22 protein-coding genes are annotated in these 22,908 nt (G+C 63.9%); 2 read left to right on the top strand and 20 right to left on the bottom strand.

The window, feature by feature from the left end; all coding sequences use genetic code 11:
- Nucleotides 1–17: 17 nt before the first annotated feature.
- The 13 genes from AYK61_RS26925 to AYK61_RS27145 form a co-directional block, all read right to left on the bottom strand.
- Nucleotides 18–815 carry a hypothetical protein gene (locus AYK61_RS26925; RefSeq protein WP_037149718.1) on the bottom strand — a complete coding sequence of 266 codons (798 nt, stop codon included), beginning with the start codon at nt 813–815 and terminating at the stop codon, nt 18–20.
- Nucleotides 816–2,720 carry a hypothetical protein gene (locus tag AYK61_RS26920; protein WP_397485865.1) on the bottom strand — a complete coding sequence of 635 codons (1,905 nt, stop codon included), beginning with the start codon at nt 2,718–2,720 and terminating at the stop codon, nt 816–818.
- Complete coding sequence (locus AYK61_RS26915; protein ID WP_259468316.1) at nt 2,717–3,808, bottom strand: DUF2637 domain-containing protein; 1,092 nt, start codon at nt 3,806–3,808, stop codon at nt 2,717–2,719. Before AYK61_RS26915 ends, AYK61_RS26920 begins: the two co-directional genes overlap by 4 nt.
- Before the next feature lie 100 nt (nt 3,809–3,908).
- Nucleotides 3,909–4,355 carry a hypothetical protein gene (locus AYK61_RS28145; protein ID WP_259468315.1) on the bottom strand — a complete coding sequence of 149 codons (447 nt, stop codon included), beginning with the start codon at nt 4,353–4,355 and terminating at the stop codon, nt 3,909–3,911.
- Nucleotides 4,348–5,139, bottom strand: coding sequence for a ParA family protein (locus tag AYK61_RS26905; protein ID WP_037149721.1), 792 nt, complete (start codon nt 5,137–5,139; stop codon nt 4,348–4,350). The genes AYK61_RS28145 and AYK61_RS26905 overlap by 8 nt, the downstream gene beginning before the upstream one ends.
- A 494-nt stretch (nt 5,140–5,633) precedes the next feature.
- Nucleotides 5,634–7,154 (bottom strand): hypothetical protein, encoded by a 1,521-nt coding sequence (locus AYK61_RS26900; protein ID WP_121873887.1) that lies wholly within the window; start codon nt 7,152–7,154, stop codon nt 5,634–5,636.
- A gap of 501 nt (nt 7,155–7,655) precedes the next feature.
- Nucleotides 7,656–8,504, bottom strand: coding sequence for an HNH endonuclease family protein (locus AYK61_RS26895; RefSeq protein WP_121873886.1), 849 nt, complete (start codon nt 8,502–8,504; stop codon nt 7,656–7,658).
- On the bottom strand, nt 8,501–9,493 hold the full coding sequence (locus AYK61_RS26890) for a hypothetical protein (protein ID WP_121873885.1): 993 nt from the start codon (nt 9,491–9,493) through the stop codon (nt 8,501–8,503). Before AYK61_RS26890 ends, AYK61_RS26895 begins: the two co-directional genes overlap by 4 nt.
- Complete coding sequence (locus tag AYK61_RS26885; protein WP_183130580.1) at nt 9,490–9,819, bottom strand: hypothetical protein; 330 nt, start codon at nt 9,817–9,819, stop codon at nt 9,490–9,492. Before AYK61_RS26885 ends, AYK61_RS26890 begins: the two co-directional genes overlap by 4 nt.
- A complete protein-coding gene (locus AYK61_RS26880; RefSeq protein WP_397485861.1) occupies nt 9,816–11,813 on the bottom strand; it encodes a cutinase family protein in 1,998 nt (665 codons plus the stop codon). The genes AYK61_RS26885 and AYK61_RS26880 overlap by 4 nt, the downstream gene beginning before the upstream one ends.
- A gap of 62 nt (nt 11,814–11,875) precedes the next feature.
- Nucleotides 11,876–12,637, bottom strand: coding sequence for a hypothetical protein (locus AYK61_RS26875; protein ID WP_121873884.1), 762 nt, complete (start codon nt 12,635–12,637; stop codon nt 11,876–11,878).
- Entirely contained in the window at nt 12,634–12,819 is a 186-nt protein-coding gene (locus tag AYK61_RS26870) for a hypothetical protein (protein ID WP_094742481.1), read from the bottom strand. The genes AYK61_RS26875 and AYK61_RS26870 overlap by 4 nt, the downstream gene beginning before the upstream one ends.
- Nucleotides 12,816–13,007, bottom strand: coding sequence for a hypothetical protein (locus AYK61_RS27145; RefSeq protein ID WP_147458435.1), 192 nt, complete (start codon nt 13,005–13,007; stop codon nt 12,816–12,818). The genes AYK61_RS26870 and AYK61_RS27145 overlap by 4 nt, the downstream gene beginning before the upstream one ends.
- A 374-nt stretch (nt 13,008–13,381) precedes the next feature.
- Here AYK61_RS27145 and AYK61_RS26865 point away from each other — a divergent pair, with 374 nt between their 5' ends.
- Nucleotides 13,382–13,873, top strand: a complete 492-nt coding sequence (locus AYK61_RS26865; protein WP_259468314.1) for a helix-turn-helix transcriptional regulator — start codon at nt 13,382–13,384, stop codon at nt 13,871–13,873.
- Nucleotides 13,874–13,908: 35 nt separating this feature from the next.
- Here AYK61_RS26865 and AYK61_RS26860 read toward each other — a convergent pair whose 3' ends face one another.
- Nucleotides 13,909–15,018 carry a GAF domain-containing protein gene (locus AYK61_RS26860; protein ID WP_147458434.1) on the bottom strand — a complete coding sequence of 370 codons (1,110 nt, stop codon included), beginning with the start codon at nt 15,016–15,018 and terminating at the stop codon, nt 13,909–13,911.
- Between the two features lie 255 nt (nt 15,019–15,273).
- Between AYK61_RS26860 and AYK61_RS26855 the strand changes: the two genes are divergently transcribed.
- Nucleotides 15,274–16,095 (top strand): helix-turn-helix domain-containing protein, encoded by an 822-nt coding sequence (locus tag AYK61_RS26855; RefSeq protein ID WP_121873881.1) that lies wholly within the window; start codon nt 15,274–15,276, stop codon nt 16,093–16,095.
- On the opposite strand, the gene AYK61_RS26850 is transcribed toward AYK61_RS26855, so the two are convergent.
- From AYK61_RS26850 to AYK61_RS26825, 6 genes are all read right to left on the bottom strand, one after another.
- Nucleotides 16,070–16,879 (bottom strand): alpha/beta fold hydrolase, encoded by an 810-nt coding sequence (locus AYK61_RS26850; RefSeq protein WP_121873880.1) that lies wholly within the window; start codon nt 16,877–16,879, stop codon nt 16,070–16,072. The genes AYK61_RS26855 and AYK61_RS26850 overlap by 26 nt on opposite strands.
- A 72-nt stretch (nt 16,880–16,951) precedes the next feature.
- Entirely contained in the window at nt 16,952–17,599 is a 648-nt protein-coding gene (locus tag AYK61_RS26845) for a hypothetical protein (RefSeq protein WP_121873879.1), read from the bottom strand.
- Nucleotides 17,600–17,629: 30 nt separating this feature from the next.
- Entirely contained in the window at nt 17,630–18,208 is a 579-nt protein-coding gene (locus AYK61_RS26840; RefSeq protein ID WP_121873878.1) for a hypothetical protein, read from the bottom strand.
- Nucleotides 18,205–19,866, bottom strand: coding sequence for a peptidoglycan DD-metalloendopeptidase family protein (locus AYK61_RS26835; protein WP_121873877.1), 1,662 nt, complete (start codon nt 19,864–19,866; stop codon nt 18,205–18,207). Before AYK61_RS26835 ends, AYK61_RS26840 begins: the two co-directional genes overlap by 4 nt.
- Nucleotides 19,863–20,672 (bottom strand): hypothetical protein, encoded by an 810-nt coding sequence (locus tag AYK61_RS26830; protein ID WP_147458433.1) that lies wholly within the window; start codon nt 20,670–20,672, stop codon nt 19,863–19,865. Before AYK61_RS26830 ends, AYK61_RS26835 begins: the two co-directional genes overlap by 4 nt.
- Nucleotides 20,673–20,679: 7 nt before the next feature.
- Nucleotides 20,680–22,902, bottom strand: coding sequence for a hypothetical protein (locus AYK61_RS26825; RefSeq protein WP_121873875.1), 2,223 nt, complete (start codon nt 22,900–22,902; stop codon nt 20,680–20,682).
- Nucleotides 22,903–22,908: the final 6 nt, after the last annotated feature.

Here is a 22,908-nt window from a genome sequence, read left to right as displayed (position 1 = left end):
CGTTTCAACGAATCGGTTCAGTGCCAGGTGACGTCGATGCTGTCGATGGCGTCGAAGTGGAATCCGAATTCGTCACTGTAGTCGTCGAATCCCTTGTTCTCGGGGTAGTCGAGGGTGGCGTGCCTCTCGAGGATGGCCACGACGCGGGCCTGGTCGTCGGTGGCGAGGGCTTCGGCCATCGCGCGTGATTCTTCCTCGGAGAACGGTACATCCGAATTGCCGAAATCGAGTGTGCGGGTGCGGTAGTCATAGCCTTGCTCGTCGCCATTGCGCACGTGCACGCGGCCGGTGACCGAGATGGTGGCGATTTTGGTGGTGCCGTCGGGTTTGAGAATCCCAGCTGTGTGCATGACGTTTTTCGCTTTGGCCGAGGACAGTTTGGATTTGGCGTCGTTGCGCAGTTCGTTGGTCTGGCCGGACTGGTATTTGCGGACCGCCGAGGGGCTGCGGCCGATCTGTGCGGCAACGGTATTGATGCCACCGAGACGGTTGATTGCGCCGCGGCGTTGGGCGCGCTCGGCGACGTCTGCGTGCGGGATGCGTCCTTGTTGCGCCCAGCGGCGCAGGGTGCGGTTCGAGGGCGGGGTTCGGCCCGCATCGATGGCAGCTTGCCGCAGGCCTTCGTTGCCGATCTGGGTCCGCAGATCCGCAACGGACACTTTCGAGGTCAGCCCTTTGAGCCCTTTGCTGGTTTCCTGCGAGTGAGCGACGCCGGCCGCGGCCGCGGCCGCGATCTTCACCTTCATTCCGTCGATGCCTGTCGTGCTCTTCTGCGGGGTCGACGTCGACCGTGGTTTGGGAAGATGCAGCGCCATCTACTCCCCCTCCTCGTCGAGCTCGTCGATGGACGCCCCGTCCACGTCGACTCCGTTGGCGGTAGTCGGGTGGTTGGCGTATGCCGCGGCGATCGCAAGTCTGACCTCGTGGGTGGTCTCGGCCGACGCGAACGCAAGGATCATCTCGTCGGTGAGTTGCACCTGCTTTTCCAGGGTCATCTTTCCTAGCTGAGGGCCGTCGTCGGCGACGTTCTGCCCCTCCCCGACCAGATACACCCAGGAGTCGGTCATGGTGCGGATAGGCCAGCGTCCGGTCTCGGTGGCGATACGCATCGCGATCCGCCTTCCACGCCATCGACTGTGGGCCATGATGGCTGCCCGCCACAGTGGTTGGTGGTGGTGCTGCATGCGGGTGGCGGTCCACATGTCGGGGTTGACCATCCGTCCGACGTAGCCCTTGTAGCAGGCACCGAGGAATCGTTTCATGGGAGCGTCACCGGTCTCGACCGCGGTGGTGCGGGCTGCTCGGAGGACTTTCGCCCATTTGTCGAGGGCGCGGCCCTGCTCGGGGTAGACCCAGGCCTGATCGATGTCGAGATCGTCGATGTCCAGGCCCATGCCGCCGTCGACGACCGGGGAGCACAGTCCGTCGAGGCTGACGGTGGTGATCCAGGTCTGAACGGGCCGATCGTGCAGCATTTCCGGGTGCGGTAGCGGCAGTTTGGCGGGTAGAGAGTACTGGTCTGCCGCGGGCAAGGTCACTCGCCAGAGTCCGAACGCGATCGGGGTGTTCCTCGCCGCGGCTACCGCGTCGTCGCCGGTCAGGTGGCGCGGGGTGCCGTAGCCGAGAGAGAGCATTCCTGCCGATGCCAGGTAGGCGGCGCGCTGGTCGATCGTCACCAGCGATTCGACGTCGTCGAGGTCGTCGGAATCGAGCAGTCGTGACCACCCGGCTGCGGGCTCGAGGTCGCCGCGGGGCAGGTCGGTGATCGGCGGGAGTGTGCCGGCGGTGGTGACGGCGATTCCTTTGCCGGTGCGCAGGCGCTCGCGGCGGATCTTGTCGACGATGGCAGCGGCAGTTCGGGCCGGAGTCGGGCCGGGCAGGGTGTCGAGTTGGCGGACGGACCATGCCAGGCGTCGCCCGAGTTCCCTTGCGGCAGCCTGATCGTCGTCGGGCAGGTAGGTACCGGCGGTCGGGCTGCCGAGGATTCCCATGTCTCCGACCCGGTTTCCCCAGCCGAAGTCTTTGTTCCAGTACGTCCAGACGTAGGGCTCGAGGAGGACATCCACCATCTGTGTCGCGTTGCCGACTCGGCGGGTGAGATGGGTGACGAAGCCGGGGTCCCCGCGCAGTTCCCAGCCTGCGGCTATCAGCGGCGGCAAGGTCGCGGCGATCGCGTTCGTGAGGTCTTCTGCGGCACGCACGCGCAGCTGCTCGAGGTCGTCGACGTCATCCTCGTTGCCGGGGTCGATGGTCCATCCGACCTGTGCGCAGGAGTCGAGGCCGACAAACCAGATCTGCGCGGTCAATCCATGTGGCGTGAGTGCCGCCCAGGCGATCAATTTCACGAGGTTGTCAACCGATTCCACCGGACCGGTCAGCCGCTCGCCGGAGGGGCTGTAGGTGCCGGCTGCGGTGACGATGATGGCGTGGCCGTCAGCATCGGTGGCGACAGGGAGCTGTTCCCACGGCCGCTCCTGCGTCTCGTCGACGTCGTCGCGTGCCTCGGCGGTCGACAAATCACCGGCGATCTCGTCGTCGCGTACTGCCGCGGCACTATCGGTGTTAGCTGCGGCAGTCGGTGCCGACGACGCGTCGATACTGTTCTCTCCCAGCGACTCCTGTCCCGTCGGTTCCTGCGAGTCGAGCGCTTCGCCGGTGCCGTGCGTCGGTTCTGTGCCGAGGGGAAACAGCTCGAACTGGCCTTCGATCTCGTCGGTCACTGTGTCACCAACTCGCGTACCGGCAGCTGCTCCTGCACCGCGAGAGGGTTGTCCTCGTCAATGATGAAACCGGCCGTCGCCATCGTTTCCTTCGCCCGTGTCCATCGACGCAACGCCGTACTTGCTGCGCGTACGTCTGTGCGCGCTGCAATCTCAGCCCAGGTCAGGTTCGGTTCGGTCAGCCGCAACCGCGCGGTTGCGCGGACACCGTCGTCGTCGAACTGATCGGAGTGTTCGACGAACTGCAAGGCGCTCGGAAGCCCACTGGCATCGTTGCGCGGCTCGATGTCGCCGCCGGCATCGACATTGCTCAGCGGCGCAATGTCGTTGGTTGCGCGCGCTCGGTCGTTGGTTGCGCGCGCTCGGTCGTCGGGAACGGTCAGAGGCGACGCAACACTGGATGCGGCCGGGACGGTGAGCCCGTCGATACCGCCGGCTGACGCAGCGTCATCGAGCTGCGGGTGTGCAACAGGCTCCGAAGCGGGGAACAGTCCTGCGGCGGGCTCGATCGGCGCGATGTCGACATCCGGGGCGTCATGGTCAGGATATGGCTGCTGGCCTGCGTCGTTGCGGGTCGCGTTCTGATACTGGGTGTGCGCTGCTCCGATTGCCTTGATCAGGATCCCCACGCCGTGGGTCAGGGCGAGGACCAGGAACGGCGGAATGACCGCAATGAGCGATGCGCCGACAGGCGAGAGTGGGGTGAAACCCAGATCCGTGCCGGAGGCAACGTTGCGTTGCGCTGCAGAGGCCGCGTGATAGGCGTGATAGGCGTTGCCGTACACGCTGATGCAGATCACCACCATTGCCAGCGCAATGTAGAACCGCTTGTCCCGGGCCGCAATATCGAGCTTGTTCAGGACGACGACGGCAACGGTCGAGAGGAAGATTGCGCCGTCGATCATGGCGGGAAAGATCCATGCCAGATCCTCGGGCAGCAGGCCTTGGCGCGCAAGATCGCGCAACACCGAGAAACTGAGAACGAATGCGCCGGTGGTGATGCCTGTTGCAACGATGAGCGCAACAGCGAGCACTGTCAGCAATGCGACGAACTGAAGGCGTGCGGCCTTGCGGCTAAAGTCGGTCATGATCGGGGTTTCCTTCCACGGGGCCCGGTCGGTGGAGCCCTGCCGGGTCGAGTCCGGTGGGGCTTCGCTCATCTGGGGTGGCAAATCTGGGGCTCGAACGTCAGCCCTCGATGTTTCCGTTGGCGTCGGGTTCGGGCACGCCGGCCTTGTTGAAGAATTCGGTCAACGCTACGTTCACGACATCGGTCACTGCGAAGCCGTTCTTCGAGGTGAAGTACTCCAGCCGCTTCGATGTGCTGGCCAACACGCGTGTGTTGAGGATTTCCTTGGCGGGCCCCTTCCGTGGTTCGAGCCCAAGCGTTGTAGCGGCCATCGAGTTCGGTTGCGCGGACGGGGACGACTGTTCGACGTCGGCTGCAACAGGGCGTTGCGGAGCCTGCGGCGATGCAACTCGTTGTTGCGCAACGGGCTCCGGTGGTGCCGGGTTCGACGGTTCCTGTTGCGCAGCAGCGGGTGCGGGCTCTGGGACCACTCTGGCGGCTTCCTCGCGGCGTTGCGCTCGGGTGCCTCGCGTTGCTGTCGTTCCGATCCCGGGAGTACTAGGCATTGACCTTCATCCTTTCGACAATCTGCTGAGCTGTTCTCTTGTAATCGGATGCAGCGGTGCTACTCGGGGCATGGACCGAGATGGGCACCTGCTTCGCCTTCGCTTCACCGACGCGGATGGTCTGCGAGATCTCCCCCAGGTACTCGTCCGGCCAGTCCCGCTTGATGTTGTTCTTCACGTCCTTCGCCAGCTGAGTGCGGCTGTCGAAGTTCGTGACGAGGACAAAGTTCAGTTTGACGTCGGGATTGAGGCCTTCTCGGACATCGAGAACGGTGTTCTCCAAGCCGACCAACGCCGCCAATTCATCGGGCCCGGGTGCAACGGTTGCCAAAACACTGTCCGCGGCCGCGATCGCAGCGGTGGTCAGTTCCCCGAGGGATGGCGGGCAGTCGACGACGACGATGTCGTACAGCCCTTCCAATCCGTCGATCTCGCGGGAAAGTCGAGCTTGCCCACCTGCACCCAACCCCGTGCGCTCGAGTTTGCGTAGGGCCAGCGCAGCGGGTGCAACGTCCGGACCGTAGGCACTGGCCTTGATCACCTCGGCCAAAGGGACCCGCTCTGAGCGATCCTCGTGCAGGACTTCGTACATGGTGGCGTCATCATCCCCAAGGGTGATTCCGAGGCCCTCTGTTGCGTTGGACTGCTGGTCGAGGTCGATCAACAGGACTTTGAGGCCGAGATTACTGAGTTCGACCGACAGATTGATGGCGGTGGTCGTCTTGCCGACCCCGCCCTTCTGTAGTGCAATCGCAAGAACGCGCGTTCGCGTGCGTGTTGTCATGCGCGTCAGCTTACGTGCTCCCCTTCATGTTGGCAAGCAAGTTTGCGTGCTTCTTCGCATGCATTGTTGCTTGCAAGCATGCGTGCATGTTCTCTTTTTGGCTCGCGTGTTGACCAATTGGCTCGCATGTTTGCTTACTACTTTGCTTGTTCACGTGAAGGCCAACTTGCTGGTGAGCATGCATCTCAGCATGCAGCGCGCGGCCTGACAGCTCGAGCCGATTGTTCGCGCCTGCTTGCAAGCAACAATGCATGTAACACTGCGCGCACGCGTGCATGAACTGTTGCTTGCGGGCTTGCTTGCAAACGTGCGCGTAGTGCCCATGTGTGGAGTAGTGCCCATGTGTGGATACGCCATCCCCGACGGCTGCTGCGATCGTCTCGCGGCGGCACGGGATTGCACATAACGCAGTAACGCGGGATTGGCCGGTGCCGTCTGGCAACACGCCACCGCTCAGGAGGCTATCGAACGACCGTAATTGCGGTCTGATCAGGCTAAACGACACGTCCCCTCCTTGTCCGTTCGTCGATCCTCGAACGTCTGGCTACCTCTCGCATCGCCGCGAACTCTGCTCGCATTCGCCGGCGGTGTTCTACCGACGCCGGTGTGGCTTCTGGCGTTTGCGCTGTGGCGTGGTGCACGGCCGTGCGGCGGCTCGAAATCATCCGGTATGCCGCCGTCACGGCGGTTTCACCGGGGTAACGGCGATCGCGTGTGGCGATCTCGGTGGGGGAGGGCCGGGACCAGTCGATCAACGACAGGCGGTAAGCCACCAGTCGGAGGGGAGAGGTCATCTCGGCGACGCTGGGCCAGGTCCAGCCCCTGCTGATGCCGTCGTGGGTCAGGGTGGATGCGATGTCGATTCCGCTCCAGCGCTCGGTATCGATTCCGGCGTCGACGAGAAGATCGCAGACCGCTCCGGCATGCAACCGTGCTCCCGAGCTGGTCGGTCGGTGGTCACCGACGACGTTGGCGAGTGCGGGGATACGCCGAATCAGCTCTGCAGCAGCTCGTTGCAAGTTCAGACTGCGTGTGCCGGTCTTGGATTTTTGCTTCTCGCCCGCGCGCGCACGCGCTTGGTGATCTTTCCTAACGGAAAGACCAGAAGAAAAAGAACCACCAGAAGATTGGGGTGCGCAGCTGGTGACCGACGCTCCCTCCTCGGCCATTGTTGCCAAGGCCGCGGTCGACTCCGCCGGGTACGCGCGTGGCGTGTGAGTCTGCGGGTGTGGCGGTGGCGGGATGCACACCGTCGACGTCGACGGACGTACGGAGGCCTTACGCATACGAATGCCCTGATGATTGCGCCGGCGGGTACGAGTGGGGCGAGTCCGCTTCCGGACGGGCTGTGAGGGCAACAAGGTCAGTGCCCAGCGCGGTGTGGACAGTCCCCACACACTGGCTGCGCCGCGTTGCAGACGGGGCGGGGTCGTCCCATGTACCGATCGATAGATCTGCTCGGCCGCGGCGCGTTCGCTCCGATTGAGCTTCTTTCCGCGTACGTGTTCGACTCCAAGTTCGAGCGTCTTGAGCACACGTCGGCATCGTTTGAGTTGGTCGATCGACAGCCCTGACCGATCGATGAGGGTCTTGAGGGCGACCGCTACTCGCCGACCGGTCGACGATTCTGCGAATTCGGCGTGTGCCGCGCAGCCGCGGAGAAAAGTGGCTGCAGCGATGCGATGGCGGCGAAGCGCCGCTTTACCGCGCTCGCACTCGGTTGCCGCCTGGCATACGGACAGCCAGCAGGTACGGCTACGCCAAGTCGGCACGCGCGCTGCGGCACCGTCCGGCAGCGGCAGCGTGTACACACGTCCGCCAGGCAGCTGTGCGTCGACCAGCTCGGTGACACCGTCGTAGACGGCGGAATCCGCGCCTGCTTCTTCGGCGCTGACAGCGGCGAGCGCGGCTGCAACAGCTGCTTCCCACTCGCCGGGAGCAAGGGAAGGTGCCGACCTCGTGTCAGGTGGTTCGGCATCGGTGAATCTTTCGTCGGTGTCAGTCGAGGACGACACGCCGATAAAATTTTCACCTATTGAGTCGTTTTCAGGGTATGCGCTACCCTGAGACGTACCAGGCATTGGTAAGTCCCTTTCGGGGGAGAGCACGAACCGGTGGTCGAAGCGCTAACTTCGTCTTCCAGCCCAAGACAACTGAAAATGTCGAAAACCCCGGCCAGGGTTTTCTTCGATTCCGACACCCCCTCCAGTCACGGTGGGGGTTTTGTCGTTCTTGGGGGTGGTTCGCGCTGTGCAGTTATGTGATTGCTGGGGTCGCTCTCGTTCAGGTCACATTGGGCACTGGCGCGGGCCGTCCTCTCTGGTGGGTAGACATATGCACTCGACATCCAAGCTCGAGAACCCCCACTGCTGGGGGAGGCGCACCGTGAGCAGCGGGAACTGCCTCCAAACGCCGATCAGCGCAGCTGGTGGTGGGTGTGTCGACGCCGCCGAACACAGCGATGAACCCACCGACAAGGCCCGCGGCACCCAGCAGCGCTACCGCCCACATCCCGCTCATCCGACCTGGCCTGCTGCCGTCGACGGACCCTGCGGAGTCGATCCGCAGACGGTGCGTGCGGCCTCGACGTCGCCGGTGGTGACCGCGAGCTCGTAGGTATCGGCGACGGTCAGATAGCGGGTGGCGTAGTCGCATCCGAACGCGGCGTTCGGAGGTAGCCAGGTATCGAGCCCAGAATCGGACTTGGCGTTGTTCGCGGGCCCGTCGACGGCGAGCAGGTTCAATGCCGTGTCGTTGGCGAATGCGGTTCTGCGATCGATCGGCCAACTTGCAGCACCGGCGTTCCACGCTCTCGACAACGGAAAGACGTGATCGATCTGCACCGCGGCCGAGGTATCCCGGCCCGACGTGAAGTCGATGACCGCTCCGGTGTACGGGTCCGCGAGCGTTCCGGAGACGACTTTGCAGTCCCGAGTACCGGGTTTGAACGTCACGTCGGTCAGCTGTGCGCCCAGGACGTCGTTGCGGGTGTCGCAGCCGTTGTGCGAGGACGGGGCTGCGCTGTCGTCGGTCCAGGCCGGACCGAACACGCAAGCTTCGCGCCTACCGGTCTTCTTCTCCGTGCCGCAGCCGCGGTCGTACCCGTCGACATCGGGCAGCGCATCGACCACGCGCAACCCGGCGATCACGTCTTCGATCGAAGTGTCTCCCGGTGACCTGTCCGAGACCGCATCTGCCCGAGGGGCCTCGCGTGGAGCTGGTGTGGACGAGGCAGCGACTGGGCCGATCGCTGTTGTCGATGAATGCGAGGTTGTCCACGGCGACCATTGCTGCACTACGACCGCCGCAGTTGCTACAGCAACGAGGCCGAGCACGCTGCGGCGACCGAGGCTGGGTGCGCTCATGATGCGGCCCTCTCGTGGATCGCGTGCGTGCCGGCCGGGACGGTGCTGCGAACGTCGACGAGGGAAAAGTCCGCGGGGTAATCGGTGAGGGTGTGGGCGAGGAGCGCGATGAGCAGTGCCCGGCCCTGAGCAGGGGAGTGGGCGTGCAGGAGCGCGTCGAACGCGGTTACGCAGGCTTCCATGCCGACGGCCGGTCGGCCGCGGAGCCACTCGAGGGCATCGGTGGTGATCTCGATGATGGTGTCGAGTGCCTCGAACACGCCTCGGTCGCAGGCAGCGCCGCTACTGTCCCTGCTTACAGGGGTGGGGTCGTGATCGCCGATTGCCGACATGACCGCTGCATCGACGGCCTGCCATTGTTGCTGCAGCTGTGCGTATCGGTTGTCGGAGTCTGTGTGGGTTGACCGGGTGGGTAGGGCCGACATCGTTCGGCACAGTTCGGCGACCTCGAGGCACAGCTCGCGATGGCCGGTTGCGATGGTGGACATGCCCCAGCGGGGTGAGTCGAGGATCTGGGCGTACCACTGCCAGCGCGCGGCCGGGTTGTCCGGAACGAGGCTGTCGACCCATCCGGAGGCGAGTGCCTCGACCCATTCACGTGCGGGCAGACGGCCCCACAACAGGTCGCTGGTGCGCTCGTCGACGTGGTCGATGTCGGAGTGCAGCACCGCAGCAACGGTGGGGTCCGAGAGCGCTGTTGTCGGCAGCAGGGGGCCACAGGTCGCGAGTAGCGCCGCGGCTGCTGGGGTTCCTGTCGGTGGGATCAATTGGTTCGGAGTGGCCAGCGGGCGAGCCCGCAGCTCTCTGTCGCCGTGGTCGCCGGCAATTTCGACGATCGTCCATCGGCGCTGGTGTCGATCGAGCACGACCGGATACGGACCGACTGCTGCGATCAGGGCGGTGATGTCGTCGACGGTGCCCAACCATGCAGCGGCGTCGGCCGGCGTCGGTGTTGGGGTCAGGGTCGGGGTGCTCTGGTGTTCGGTCACAGCTCACGCTCCTGGGCGTCCGATACGGCTGATGGGGTCGGCTGGGTGCCGATAGTGCGATGGGTGTGGGCGGTGCGTTTGTCGGCGGTAATACGTCGACGGTCGACGCGTCCGCGGCCGAGGGCTACGGGTTGGTGCCCGAGGTGAAAGAGGTCGGTTTCGTCCTCGGTGCGGTGCGGGCAGGTGAAGATGGTCAACCCTTTGCCGCGGTGGTGTTTGCGGACCGCCTTGGCGTCGGATCGCGTGTGGTAACCCCGGTGACCGCAATTGGGGCACCAGATCCAGCGAGAGGCCGGTTTGTGTGCGCGGGGGCTTTGGGTGCTCATGCGGACACCCGCTCGATCTGCAAGTTCAGCCAGTCCGAAAGCCAATCGATGGCGTTGCGGCCCGCGTTGTCGACGACCATCGATCCGTAGGACTGATGGGCACCCGAGGCGAAGAACGTCGCAGCGGTCAGGCCGTCACTGACCAGGGTGGCCAGATCATCGGCCCCGGGCGAAGCAGCCATCTGCGTCAGCGAGCCGGTCAGACCCGCCAGGTCCAGCTTCTCCGCGCTGTCGGTGATCGAGGTGACCGCCGGGTTCGACTGCTGCCCCAACAGCTGAGGGGAGGTCTTGGAAACCTTGCCGGTCAGCATCCCCACCGCGACCGAGGCGAGATCGAGGCCGAGGGGGACCAGTCCGGTCATCGCCGCGGCTGCGCCGGCAAGGTCCGGGACACCGCCAGGCGGGGGGAGCAGCTTCTCCACTGCCTTCCATGCGACCTCTTGAATTCCCCCGACGATGTTGGCCAGCTTGATCACATCGACCTTGGACAAGATGTTGACCACCATCGCCGCGATCTGGGTGTACCCGGACGGATCCGGAATGACGGACAGGACCTGGGAAACCCAGGACAGATCGACACCGGACGCCATCTTCACCAACGGTGCGAACTGGTTGTTCAGGTCGCCGGCGATCTGGTGTGCGCCGCGGGCATCGAGCGCCGCGACCCGTGCCGGGAGCTTGGAGAGTCCGTCGAGGATCGCGGGAACGTTCAACGAGGTCACCCCCGTCGCGACGTTGAGGGCCTGATCGAGCACCACAGACGGTTTGAGAGTCGAGAGCACCGGAAGTGCCGACGAGAGTGCATCGGTGTTGGTTCCGGTCAACGGCGCGATCTGACCGGTCAACTTCACAGCTGCGTCCAAGAGCCCGTCCGCCTGTGTGGCAGCGCTGCCACCCGCAGCACTCGTCGACGCCAGTTTCGATGCAGACGAGGCGATAGACGTCGCGGTCGCGGCGGCACCGGACAGATCACTGCGGGCGGCACCGTCGAGAACCGTCGCGGCATTGCGCTGAGCGCTGCCGGCCGGAGCGGCGGCGAGAGTGCTGGTGGCCGCAGAGTTCGCAGCCCCACTCGAGATCAGTTCCGCCAACGGAGAGACGGTGTTGGCCACCGAGGTCGCAGCCTGAGCGACCGAGGCGGGATCGACCGTGCCCGTGGACAACTGATCGCGCAGGGAATTGACCTGGGTGCCCAGGGCAGGCAAATCGGCCTTGGAGAAATCGGAGGTCAGCGCCGCAGCCAACCGTCCGGCATCCGGGCCGGCCGAGCTGGGCACAGACGTCCCGGCCGTGCCCGTTGCGCCCTCGGCTGATGTACCGGTGGTGGTCTTGGACAGGACGCTGCCCAGAGTCCCCAACACGGGGTTGGTGCCCTTCTTGATCGAGCAGTACATGTCGGCGGGGTCGCAGATCGAGGCCACCCGACCGGACAACGCGCCCATTCCGGCAGGGCGAGGGTCGGCGATTCCGTTTCCGGAGGCGCGGGGGCCGACGGTGGCCTCACCGGTGGTGCCGGAACCCGGATCGGCGAGCAGGCCTACAGCGAGCACCTTTTCGGCAGGGACAGGGCCACCGCCGTTACCGATCTGTGAGGCGAGATCTCCGACGATGTCCGCGCCCTGGGAGTACCCGGTCAAGGTGTAGTAGGTGTTCGGGCAGGACGCCGCGATTCCCTTGAGAACGTCTGTGGCACGGCCGGTTCCATCGGTCTTCGAGTCACCGTAGGTGTGACCGTTGTCGAACGCCCGGGCCATGTAGGGGAGCGTGTAGACCTGAGCATTCGAGTTGCGGCCGGAGATGGCATTCGCGATCGGGGCCAGCATCCCGACCGGCACCGCCGGGTCGGCATTCTCGCTGGTCTCCCACGTTCCGGGGACGAACAGATTGAACGTCCCCCCGCACGAGCTCGACGGAGCAGGCGCAGCTGATGCCTGCCCTGCAGACGTCACCGACCCGACCGCCACCGCGACTGTGAGCGCGATGGACCACAGCACGTAATGCGCTGCACCCAAACGCTTTACGGACCGAACTTGAGGAAGAAGGGATGCTGATCCGATCACAGTGCTCTCCTGGCTACGAGGGGCTCGACGTGCAGAGTGCGAACCGGTGCCGACCCCGGCACCGTGTAGACGCGGCCATCGGCGAGCGTCAGCTCGAGATAGCCGGTCTGCGGGGAATCGGGCAATCCCATGAGCGACTGCACGCGGGCCGCGCACCGAGGGGCGTACGCGGCCATCTCCGCCGAAGTGGCACGCAGATTCAACGGCGTCTCGATCCAGGTCCCCGGCTGCAGATCGACTACCCGCATGTCCTGACCGGGCAACCACGCCGCCCGGTCTCGTTCACGACGCCGGGAGAGCCGAGCGATCACGGAGTCGAAGGCGATGGCAGACGCGACGAAAACGACCAGTGCCCATCCGGCCCCGATCTTCGTGGACCATGTCAACGCTGCGAGCGCGGCGACGACGAGCGCGAACACCGTTTGCGCTCGTACCGCCCCGAACGCGGTCTCCACCTGTAGCGGTGCACGCCGCAGCGGAACAGCATCGGCTGTGGTGGGAGCTGGAATGCCGAACTCGGCTGTTACCGGTGTTGTGGGTAGCGCGGTGGCCCCCAACGCACACCGGACCTGTTCTTCGGTCAGGGGAGCACCGGACCCACACCGTGCGCAGACCAACATGGGTGCACCGGATGCATCGACTTCGAGTTTCGACAGCGGCCCGTGCGCTGCGTGTCGGCAATACGCGGTCGGCATATCCGGGTTGAGCTGCATAGCGACCACCGCTGCGGCAATCTCTGACTGCAGACTCTCGTTCATCGCTCAGCCTGTGCGCTGCGGGCCGAGCCGTCGACCGAATCAGAACCGCGTGCGAGAACGGCGCGAGCGAACTCACCCAATTCACGTATCTGCTCGATCGTGACCGTCTCCGGGAACCGGACAGCTTCGTTGGCCAGGGTTACCAGGTGCTCGCGGCTGATCGTCTCGCTGTGGCCGGTCATGAGGCGATGCCAGTTGCCACGACAGGTGAACGTCGACCCCATGCCCGGTTGTGTCGCTTCCAGGTCCGCACAGTGGAGGCGTCGACGGCGTTTCCGTGCTCGTCGTAGATGGTCCCGGCCCACACCATCGACGCAGCAGCGCCGGCCTGGGCGTCACGCTGGCACGCCTTGAAAATCGGGCACCCCACGCACTGCTCCGCAGCCGCGATTAACTCAGACGGGCGGGCTATGTCGACATCCCACGACCCGGGGTCTTCGGCGCAGGGGGGTGATACTGCAGATGTCTCTGCAGCCAAGATGCGGGTACTCAGAAACGGGCGCGCCGATCGCGCGCCGACTAACGTGTTCATTGCAGTTGTCCTTTGCTTAGGTGCTGCATTTGAAGCCAATGGGGCTGCAACCCCGGCTTCGACGGTCTGACTGCCCCTGTTCAGTGGGGGCAGTCAGCTGTTAAAAGCCCCCTTTGTTGTAGGCGTCGGTCTTTTCCGGACCATCTCGGGTAACCGATATGCTCTACCGATCCGACCATCCGATGTGCCAACTGTAAAGGACGGCGTGCATCGTGTCCAGCAATGCCAACCATCGCCATCGCAAGAGATCCGGCACCGTGTCCAGGCGCGTGATGCGCGGGTTCGACCCTGCCCGCCTCAAAAAGGCCAGGGAAGACAAGAAGTTGACGAGGTCGGATCTGGGTCGTTTGGCTGGTGTCACCGAAGCCGCGATCGGCCGATGGGAAAATGAGAAACGAACCCCGCAGGTCGACGTTCTGGCACGGGTTCTCGAACATCTGGACTGCGGAATCGAAGACGTGGTCGATATCGAACCTAATGATCGCTACCCAGGGGATTGGCGCATTATCCGTGGTCTGACGCAGCCCCTCCTTGGGCGTGCAGTAGGGCTCAGCACTGCTGCTATCGGTCGGATCGAACGAGGCGAGGGCGGGCTTAGCGAAGCCGTAGCCGGTCGTGTTGCGGCGGAATTGCAAATTACGCCGGCCGAGCTTCGTGATTCTTTCGAGCGTGCGCGCACTCGCCCGCCGGGTACGCCTGCCTGAACTACTTCGGCGCAGCGTCTCGAAACTGGTCGCGGTCACCACATACCTGCCGGAAGATCTTCGATCGCGACAGCACGGATGAGGCATTGGTTGGGTTGTCCGGTCTCGCGATCGTGCCCGACTGCGATCAGTTCAATTTCTGTGGAAACTTCCTCCAGCTCAAGATCGCCGAACCTGATCGCGCCGTGCAGTAGCTTCACGCGCCCGGCAGTACCGCTCAGCAGCTCGTCCAAGGCCGTAGTCAGCTGGTGGTGCAGCTGCAGGTCAAAAAATGGCACAGAGTGCACCCATCTCGACAGCGAGCCCGGCGGTGCTCTGAACCATTCGCACACATAGCCAGTACGCATCACGATTTCGCCGACACCCCCGATCTTCTTTGCGAGTTGTACAGCAGCACGGGTCATTTCGCGGTCGTCGGTCCTCACGGTGCCGGGGGTATCGCTGATGTCGTGGACCAGCCCGAACACCACCGGGGTGGCATTCCCGTCTTCGGTGATAGCGCGAACGGTCATGTAGGTCAGGCGTCGTCTGTCGGAGCCGGCGATGTCCACTTCGACTGTGGATGAGAATGGGTCACCCGGCTCAAAGTTTCCGGCAAACAGCTTTTCCATGTAGGTGGAGTATTTTTCGCGCTCGTCGAAGCTCAGCTTCGGCCACAGTTGCGGAAGCGTGCGGGTGTCTTGATGGTCGGGCATGCCCATGATGCCCACTTCGAGATCGCGGCTTTGCTGCGTTCGCTGTGTTGTGCAATCGAATTCGAAGGTGCCGACGTGGCGTTTCGGTGGAGGAGTGTTTCCGCGCAGGCCGCGCCACAATTGCACTCCTGCCACCTTCCCGCTGTCTGTCTTGATCGGGTAAACGTAGGTGTCGAATGCGCGGTCGATTGTGTTTGCGTCGACGTCATCTGCTGGTGTGTGCGGAGCGCCGGTCTCGGTAACTCTCGTGATGATGTCCAGGATGGCTTTGGCCTGGGCCTTGTCGCGCAGCTCGCGAGTGAAGGTGGCGAACTGACGCTTATGGCTACCGCGCGCTACCAGGGTGGGACGGAGGTTGTAGGGCAGGCCCATTGTTTCGATTACCCACCACTCGTTGCCGGTGAACTCGTCGTCAGCGGGTGAAGTGCAGTTGTGGCTATCGGTCGTCATCGGTCCTTCCATCGGTCGTATCGGAGTGCAGGGCACCCTCCCCTCGCGATTGCTGGGTCATAGCGGCGCGCGTGTATATGGATTGGGGAGCCTCTGCAACCAAGACCGAGTGGACAGGTAATGGGATCGCCATGCCGTGAAGCAAGTGCAGGAACACAAAGTTAGACCGCTGACCGCTGTGTATCAACCCAGCGTTACATGTACAAGTACCCCTGCGAGTAGTCCTACTGGCAGGGGCACCTCACAGTCTTACGTGTGGCGGTCGACTATGGTATTGGGGTGAGTCACAACCGGGGTAGTGACAGGAAGACAGCCGCGCCCTCGCTGGCGGCATTCGTACGATTCGCACGCGAGCGACATACCGGGGAATTTCCGGATGGGGCTACCCGACAGCAAATCGCCGACTCCGCTCACATCAGCATTGCCTATCTCGCGAAGCTCGAATCCGGCACAGCGGAAAGCCCAACGGCCACCGTTCTGCGGTCGCTGGCGACATCGATGGAGCTGAGTCCAGACGAGACGCAGCACTTGTTTGATTTAGCGGGCCGATCGTCCGAGAACGTGCGGGTACCGACGAAATCACCGTTGACCGTTGCCGAGTACCGGGCCATGGTCGATCCCGATGTTCAAATGACGTATCAGGCGGTCAACCCCCATCTGGTCGCGCTTCTCGACGAGCGATGGAATGTGCTCGTCTGCAACGACTCCTACCGCAAGGCGTATCCGGGATTGATGGACAGCACCAACGTGTTGTCATGGTTCTTCACCGACCCACGTTCACGCCAGGTGATGGTCGACTGGGAGAAGGAAGCCACTCTGACCGTTGGCTGGTTCCGCGGCCTGTCAGCGCGTTACCAGGACTCACAGTGGAGTCATAGTGTGCTTGACGAACTTTCGGGCGTCGAGGAGTTCCAGCAGATGTGGAGTCGCAACCACGTCATATTTGGTCGAGATGACCCCTGGATGAGCCTTCGCAACGACGACGGCACCACCTACACCGTGTGGGTAAACATCTATGGCACGTCTATGCAGGGGCATCAACTCCAGTTGTTCACCGGAGTTCGTCGCGAGCCGTGAGTGTTTCGATGAAATCACGGATGGCTTCGTTCACGGGGGTGGGGTGGGTCCAGTTGACGGCATGACCGGCACCTGCAATTTCGACAACGGAAGAGCCTAGGGCAGTAGCCATTTGGTGAACGGCCGCAGATGATATCGACATGTCATTCGCGCCCCGGATAACCAATGTGGGAGTAGAGATCTCGGCAATACGATCGGTCACCGACTCGCGGTCGACGATGCACTTCGCCGCCTGCGCGATGAGTGTGCGGTCCTGGGAGAGCCAGCGGTCGATCCAGACACGCTGATCGCGGTCAGCGTCGCCACCAATCAGGCTGGGAGCCAGAGACGTAGCAATAGGTTCGAGCGGCATCGTGTTGTCGAGCCAGGCTGCGAACAGCTCGCTGTACTGCTCGACTTGGCCGGGCGTGGGTCGACCCGCTTCGGTGCCGATCAATACCAGGCCGCTCACCCGCTCGGGCGCGGCGAGCGCGAGCCGTAGCGCAGTGAATCCGCCCTGCGACATTCCCCCGATCACAGCCCGCTCGATGCCTAGTTTGTCGAGGACTGCAATCGCGTCGTGAGCGGATTGCCAATACGTGAAGGGCTTGCCCTGGTCAGTCGTGTCACCGTGTCCACGGGCATCCCAGCAGATGATCCGGGCGACTCGTGACAGCTCGTCGATTTGGCGGTCGAACATGCGTCTGTCCATGAACATTCCGTGCGCGAGCAGCAACACCGGCAGCGATGAGGAACCGGTGTCGTCGTAGCGAATTCGGGCACCGTCCGACGTGACGTGAGGCATGACCGGCACATTACAGAGTGTTGGAGCAGCGGCTGGTTTGAGGACGCAATCCGAACTTTGTGCTGCTCGCCCTTATCCAATTTGGCGAAGGGCTGCTTCGGCGTACGGAAGTGCTTCGCTGTACCTAGTTCGGACCGCACTTTCGTCGGCAAATCTGTTTGGCTCGCCACGTTGGGTGACCCGGTCTTGGTAGTAGGTGTATGTTTTGTCACCCAAACTTGCCGGTCGTACGTCGGTGGTCTGAACTTCGACGGCGTAGTCGACCGGGTCGTCCGGGGTGAGGTTCAGATCGTGACCTCGCTGGTAGAAGTAGTTGATAGCGCCTGTGATGTAGGCGGGATCGTAGCGTGGGGCGCGGTAGCGGTCCTCGCCACGAAAAATGACCGCAGGGCTCCTCCATCCGAACAGATCTTCCGAAGTCCCGTCGAGAGCTGCCCACCACGTGACCTCGCCGTACGAAGCAGTGAGGGCTGCGAGGATGGCTGTATCGCTCTCGTTGCGCTCGCGGCCGATGTCGATAATTCGGGTGACGGTGTCTTTCTTCCAGTCGTTGACGTCGTACTCGAAGGGATCGAGTTCGGGCGTGGCTTGGATGCTGCTGGTGGCGGTATCGGGGGCGGCAGGTGCGGTGTCTCCACCGCATGCTGTCAACGCCGACGCCGTGATCGCCACAGCTACGAACAAGCCGAGCGTCGCTGAGGACCGGTGCTGAATCTGCATGTGCCGTCCTGTCTTGTCGTAGTCGAGTGGTCAGTAGCGTAGTTCGTCGATAAGCCAGCCCGTGTCGGTGTGGACGAGGGCCAACCAGATGGTGGTGTCGGGGTCGACGCGGGTGGTCGTGGTCGCGGTGGTGGCGGTCTGGGTGATGGTGGCGACGCGGTGGGCGGTGTCGGTGGTGTCGGCTGGGCATCCGGAGCATCCGATGGTGGTGTCGGCGATGATGCGAGCGTGTTCGGTGGCCCAGTTCTGCCACTGCAGGCTGGGGGGCACGTCCGTCCCGGTGTTGGTGGTGATCAGGTCGGTGAGGCGGGGCGTGAAGTACTCGGCCGCGCGCCGGAATGCGTCGTTCGGGCTCGTGTCGAGACCCGGAGTCCAGGTGTGGGCGATTGTCATCGCCTGTGCTGCAACAGCATCGGGTGTTCCCGACTCCATCGGATCGGGTGCAGTGTTGGTCGCAGAGCTTTCTGTCGGTTCCGGGGCGGTCGACGACGGCGGTGTGCGTGCGGGTGTGGCGGTGGTGTCGTCCATGGAGTTGTGCCGCCAGAGCGCGGCCGCGAAGACGACTAGCACGATGAGGCCGGAGACGGCCGCGAGCTTTCGGTAGGTCATAGGACTCGGCGCGCTTTCATGTCGGAGCGGACGGGGGATTGTTTGACGACGTCACCTGTTTGGGGGGCTTCGATCATCTGCCCTCCGCCGAGGGCGAGGGCGACGTGCCCTGGCCCGGTGGATTGGAAATTGCCGAAGAGTAGATCTCCGGGGCCTGCCTGGTCGACGGGGATCTCGGTGCCGACGGTCCATTGCTGTTCGGAGGTGCGCGGCAACGTGACCCGTCCGCCGGTGCCCGAGTAGATGGCGTAGCTGGTCAGGCCTGAGCAGTCGAATCCGCCGCTGCTGGGGCCGTTGATGTTTCCTCCGCCCCAGACGTAGGGCAGCCCGAGGTGTTGACGGGCTGCGGTGATGACCTGCGGGCCGGCTGGGGATGCAGGGGAGGCGATGAACGCTCCGCCTGCGTCGGGGTCGGTGAATTCTGCTTCGTAGGCAAGGACTTTGGCTACGTAGGGTTTCGTCTCGTTCTCGTAGTCGGGGTGTCCGGATGGCATGCCGCCGGAGCTTTTGACGGCACCGGATCCGGCGTTGTACGCGGCAATGTAGAGGGACTTGGGGTCGCCTTTGACTGATCCGTCTGCGATCCAGGCGTCGATCTGAGCGGCGTTGTCGCACATGTAATGCCCCTGTGCCATCACCGCGTCGCCGATGTCGGAACGGGAGATGACGCCGTTGCCGTCCTCGTCTTTGCCGTAGCTGGCCCAGGTTTCGTCGATGAACTGGGTGTAGCCCTTCGCGCCGGCACCACTGGTCTGGACCCGAAATCCACTCTCGGCTTTGGTGTCCGCAGCCAACAGTGCGGGGCTGATCTGGGGGCACAACGATCCGGCTTTGCGGAACCATTCCTCGAATTCCTTTGGTACGGAGCCTGCTTTGAGCTGGCCCGCGCCAGGGGTGCCGAAACCGTTCTTGGTGCAGCCTGCCGATGCCGACGCCAGGCGCACGGCCGCTGTCGAGCTGGCGGCGTCGGGACCGGCCGGTTGAGAGCCTGAGGGGACGGGTGCGCCGTCGGGTGCCGGAGCACCGGACAGTGGCCCCATCGGGTCGATCGCTGCGCCGGCGGTGAGTTTGCCGCCGGGCCAGTACTCGAAGTGCAGGTGTGCACCGGTGGATCCTCCGGCATTACCGATCTCGGCGATGTGTTGGCCGGCGGTGACCTTATCGCCGGGTTTGACGTGAATGCCATTCGGCCACATGTGTCCATAGACCGTGGAGACGGCGCTGCCGTTGACGAGGGAGTCGATGACAATCCAATTTTCGAAACCCACTCCGGGGCCTTCCCCGGACGATCCCGCGAGGATGACAGTGCCGTCGAGGGCGGAGTAGATCGGAGTTCCTTCCGGTCCGGCGAAGTCGACTCCGCGGTGCATGGTCCCCCATCGTGGCCCGAATCCGGAGGTAACCGCGGTTGTTCCGGGTGCAGTGGGTAGCCGGATCGGAGCGGATTCGGTGAGATCGGTTGCGGCAGAGGGAGTGCCGTTGCCGGTGGATCCGCGACCGGGACTGTCGGCGGAGGTACTACGGGTGGTGGGTTTGCACGGGTGGGGTAGGTCGATCACAGCGCCGGTAGTGCATGCAGACAACACTCCTGCGGTCACCGACAGAGCCAGAGCGACTGCTGCGCAACGTGTCCGGGAACCGATCTTGGGGTTGGTCATTGGCGGGCTCCGGGGAGGGGCGTGTCGAGATCCGGAATCGGGATAGGTCCGGGGACCGGGGCCGGGGCCGGCGCGGGGGCGAGCGTCGGTGCGGGTTGCGTCGACGGAATAGAGGGAAGGGCCGCGGCCTGCGCAGGCGTGGTGCTGGGCGGTACCGGCACGGATGTCGTCGAGGGTCGGCTCGGTGACGGGAGCGTTGTAGTGGGACGAGGTGTAGTGGTCGACGGCGCGGGTAGCGCGGTGAGGTCGATGGTCGGCAGCGGTGACTTCAGTTGCCAGCGGCCACCGGTTTCGGTGAGGGTGGCGGTCAGGGTGCCGGAGCTGGTGTCGATCTCTACTCGTGTGCCGGCTTCACCTGCGGTGCGGGTGGTGCGGGTGGGTCCGAGAATGGTCACCGGCGCGGTCGGGCGTGCGCCGGCAATGCGGTCGGTGATGTTGCCGGGGTCGGTGACTGTCGACAGGCGCACCGTCCACTGAGTCGGAGTAGCAGTGGTGTCGAGGAATACGTGCGCATAGAACATCGCGGCGCGAGCCGGGGTGTCGGTGACCGACGTCGACGAGAGCCCGAGCACCTCGGACTCGGTGACCTCGACTACAGCCGTAGGTGTGGGGGTGGTCGATGCGGCTGCGTCGGCTGCCACCGTCTCGGTAGCGGAGCTGACAGTGCCGCCTGTGACGGTGGTGATCACACCACGGACGACGAACAGGGCCACCACGATGATGAGCAGTCCGAGTGCCAGACGAGCCGGGCTGCGGAGGACCCAGCTTCGTATGCCGGTGGTGATCGGATTGGCGGTGTGTCTCATCGCGATCTCACCGTGGGGACGGCCGATCGTCGCCAGGACTGCGTCGACCCAACTGCTCGCGGTCGAGGTTCGCACGGCCGAGTTGATCCCGTTCGAGTACTGCGGTGCCGCCGCTCGGCCGAGTGCTCGCAGAAGCTGGTTGGGCTCGCGTGACGCTCACCCACGGTCTTCCGGTGCCCGAACTGCTCGTTTGCGCGTCAGATGAGCTGTCGGGGCGGTAGACGGTGACCGGTGCAATGGCTGCACCTGCTCCGCCGTCCCATCGATCACGGGGCGGCTGCGGAACATACAGTTCCGCACCGTCGCCGGTAGAGGCCAGGTAGTAGCCATCGGTGAACGCCTGACCGTCCGAACCGGCGGTCGTGTCGGCGCGTAGGCCATGGATCGCGCTGTGGTCGAAACGGCTGGACACCGAGGACAGATCGATACCGGGCAACTGGGTGCCGGCGACATCGTCGATCGGAGCCTTACTCAGATCTGCAGCGATTGAATTGCTCCGATCCGGAGCGTGCAGTGCTGCCATCTGCGCCTCCCGGGAGCGGATGCGGTAGTCGTCGGTGCGAGCATCAGCTTTTGCGCGTCCTTCCTGTCGGACGTGAGCAATATTGGGGTTGATCAGCGCATCCCACTGTCCACCAAACCCTTTCGATGCGTTCTGGTGACCACTGCGGCCCAGCTCGATTGCCTTTTCCGCGATACCCATCGCCGGGTTAGCGATCATCGACCCGGCGGAGATCAGGTTCTGTTTCCATGATCCGTGGCGGCGACCGTGCAACGCGCCGCCGATCGCTCCGCGACTGTTCTGGGTGATGGTCTGTGACAGTCGTTTGAACGGGCGCATCACCATCCAGAACACTGCGGTGAGGATGATCAGGAACCACAGTCGCCATGTCCCGTCGACGGGAGTTCGTTCGTCGAACAGCTTGATGAGTGCGAACAGGTATATCGACATGATCACTGCGGCGGCGAACGCCCACAGGTAGATCGATCCGACGATCCGTCCGACGCGGGCGAGTAGCGACCCGGAGACCACGGCCATCGGAATCCACACCGGTGCGGTCAGTACAGCCAGCCGAATCGCCAGTAGCGCAGATATTTTCAGCACAGACGCGCCGATCCACAATAGTGACGGCATGGCGGTCTTGACCATCGACAGGAACCCAATGGACACCCTGGATGAGTCTTTACCCTGAAAGGTGTAGTAGGACAGACCATTCTCTTCGAGCGGCGCGACCACCTGGTCCTGGAACATCTTCTTCTTCGCCGCGTCGATGTCCTTCTGGGCGGAATTGTCATCCTTGATGCGTTGCTGTTCGTCGTAGGTGTAGGCCAACGACATTCGCAGCGTCGGCCACAATGTCGCCATGGTCTCTTCGCTGGCGTTGGAGCCGAAATAGCCTTTCCGAATATCGGGATTGATGATGTGGTCGGTGATCACCAACCGCGGATTCTGATCCGGGCCGACACCGGCTGCCTCGAAGATCTGGCCCTGAGTGTCGGTGACGAACGACATCAAGGTGCTATCAGCAATAGAGATCGCCTTCTGCGGCGCACCGACCATCAACCCGCCGAGCGCGAGGCCCGCGGCACCGATCGCGAGCTGCCGGGTGACACCGGCGGCGTCCGAACGCAATGCCCGGTAGAGCACGATCAAGCCCGCCACACCGATACCGATACCGAGCCAGGGCCCAAAGATCGCCGGCCGCAGTGCATCCGACATGGCGTACACGATGTCGTCGAACTGGGCGATCGCGCCCTGACGTCCGTTCTGCTCCCCTTCGGCGGGCGTATTGGCTTGATCGTCGAGCCAGAATGCGGCCGCGGCGAACGATTGACCGACAGTGAGGAAGGTGTTGCCGAGGTCGGTCTTGCTGCGCACCAGGGACACTCCGGTGATGTCTTCACCACAGCCGAGGTCGTAGGTGTACCACTTGAGCCCGGCCCATCCATGGGTGCCGTATCCGGTGCTGCCGAAACCAGGTCCGGTCGGAGCATCGGCGGAGGACGAGTCGAACACCGCTTGTGGGGTGGCGTTCGGTGACTGTGGGGCGGGGACTTCCTTGCACTCGAACCCGTCTGCCCAGGCCGCCGGTGCGGGACCGAACACCAACGACAACCCGAGCAGTGCCGCCACCACGGTCAGGCGCGCCAGTTTCGAGACCAGGGGCACGCGCTGCAGGACCGCGCCGTCGCAGTACGGCTGTGGCGATCTTGTGAACGCTCGTGGCATGAGGTG

This window comes from Rhodococcus sp. SBT000017 (assembly GCF_003688915.1).
GTDB lineage: Bacteria > Actinomycetota > Actinomycetes > Mycobacteriales > Mycobacteriaceae > Rhodococcoides.
This window is presented reverse-complemented; position numbering and strand designations above follow the sequence as displayed.

Excerpts from the sequence above, each read along its gene's own strand:
- AYK61_RS26845 (WP_121873879.1), bottom strand. The coding sequence starts at position 17,599 with ATGCAGATTCAGCACCGGTCCTCAGCGACGCTCGGCTTGTTCGTAGCT.
- AYK61_RS26840 (WP_121873878.1), bottom strand. The coding sequence starts at position 18,208 with ATGACCTACCGAAAGCTCGCGGCCGTCTCCGGCCTCATCGTGCTAGTC.
- AYK61_RS26905 (WP_037149721.1), bottom strand. The coding sequence starts at position 5,139 with ATGACAACACGCACGCGAACGCGCGTTCTTGCGATTGCACTACAGAAG.
- AYK61_RS28145 (WP_259468315.1), bottom strand. The coding sequence starts at position 4,355 with ATGCCTAGTACTCCCGGGATCGGAACGACAGCAACGCGAGGCACCCGA.
- AYK61_RS26895 (WP_121873886.1), bottom strand. The coding sequence starts at position 8,504 with ATGAGCGCACCCAGCCTCGGTCGCCGCAGCGTGCTCGGCCTCGTTGCT.
- AYK61_RS26875 (WP_121873884.1), bottom strand. The coding sequence starts at position 12,637 with ATGAACGAGAGTCTGCAGTCAGAGATTGCCGCAGCGGTGGTCGCTATG.
- AYK61_RS26885 (WP_183130580.1), bottom strand. The coding sequence starts at position 9,819 with ATGAGCACCCAAAGCCCCCGCGCACACAAACCGGCCTCTCGCTGGATC.
- AYK61_RS26825 (WP_121873875.1), bottom strand. The coding sequence starts at position 22,902 with ATGCCACGAGCGTTCACAAGATCGCCACAGCCGTACTGCGACGGCGCG.
- AYK61_RS26850 (WP_121873880.1), bottom strand. The coding sequence starts at position 16,879 with ATGCCTCACGTCACGTCGGACGGTGCCCGAATTCGCTACGACGACACC.
- AYK61_RS26860 (WP_147458434.1), bottom strand. The coding sequence starts at position 15,018 with ATGACGACCGATAGCCACAACTGCACTTCACCCGCTGACGACGAGTTC.
- AYK61_RS26915 (WP_259468316.1), bottom strand. The coding sequence starts at position 3,808 with ATGACCGACTTTAGCCGCAAGGCCGCACGCCTTCAGTTCGTCGCATTG.
- AYK61_RS26925 (WP_037149718.1), bottom strand. The coding sequence starts at position 815 with ATGGCGCTGCATCTTCCCAAACCACGGTCGACGTCGACCCCGCAGAAG.
- AYK61_RS26835 (WP_121873877.1), bottom strand. The coding sequence starts at position 19,866 with ATGACCAACCCCAAGATCGGTTCCCGGACACGTTGCGCAGCAGTCGCT.
- AYK61_RS26870 (WP_094742481.1), bottom strand. The coding sequence starts at position 12,819 with ATGACCGGCCACAGCGAGACGATCAGCCGCGAGCACCTGGTAACCCTG.
- AYK61_RS26830 (WP_147458433.1), bottom strand. The coding sequence starts at position 20,672 with ATGAGACACACCGCCAATCCGATCACCACCGGCATACGAAGCTGGGTC.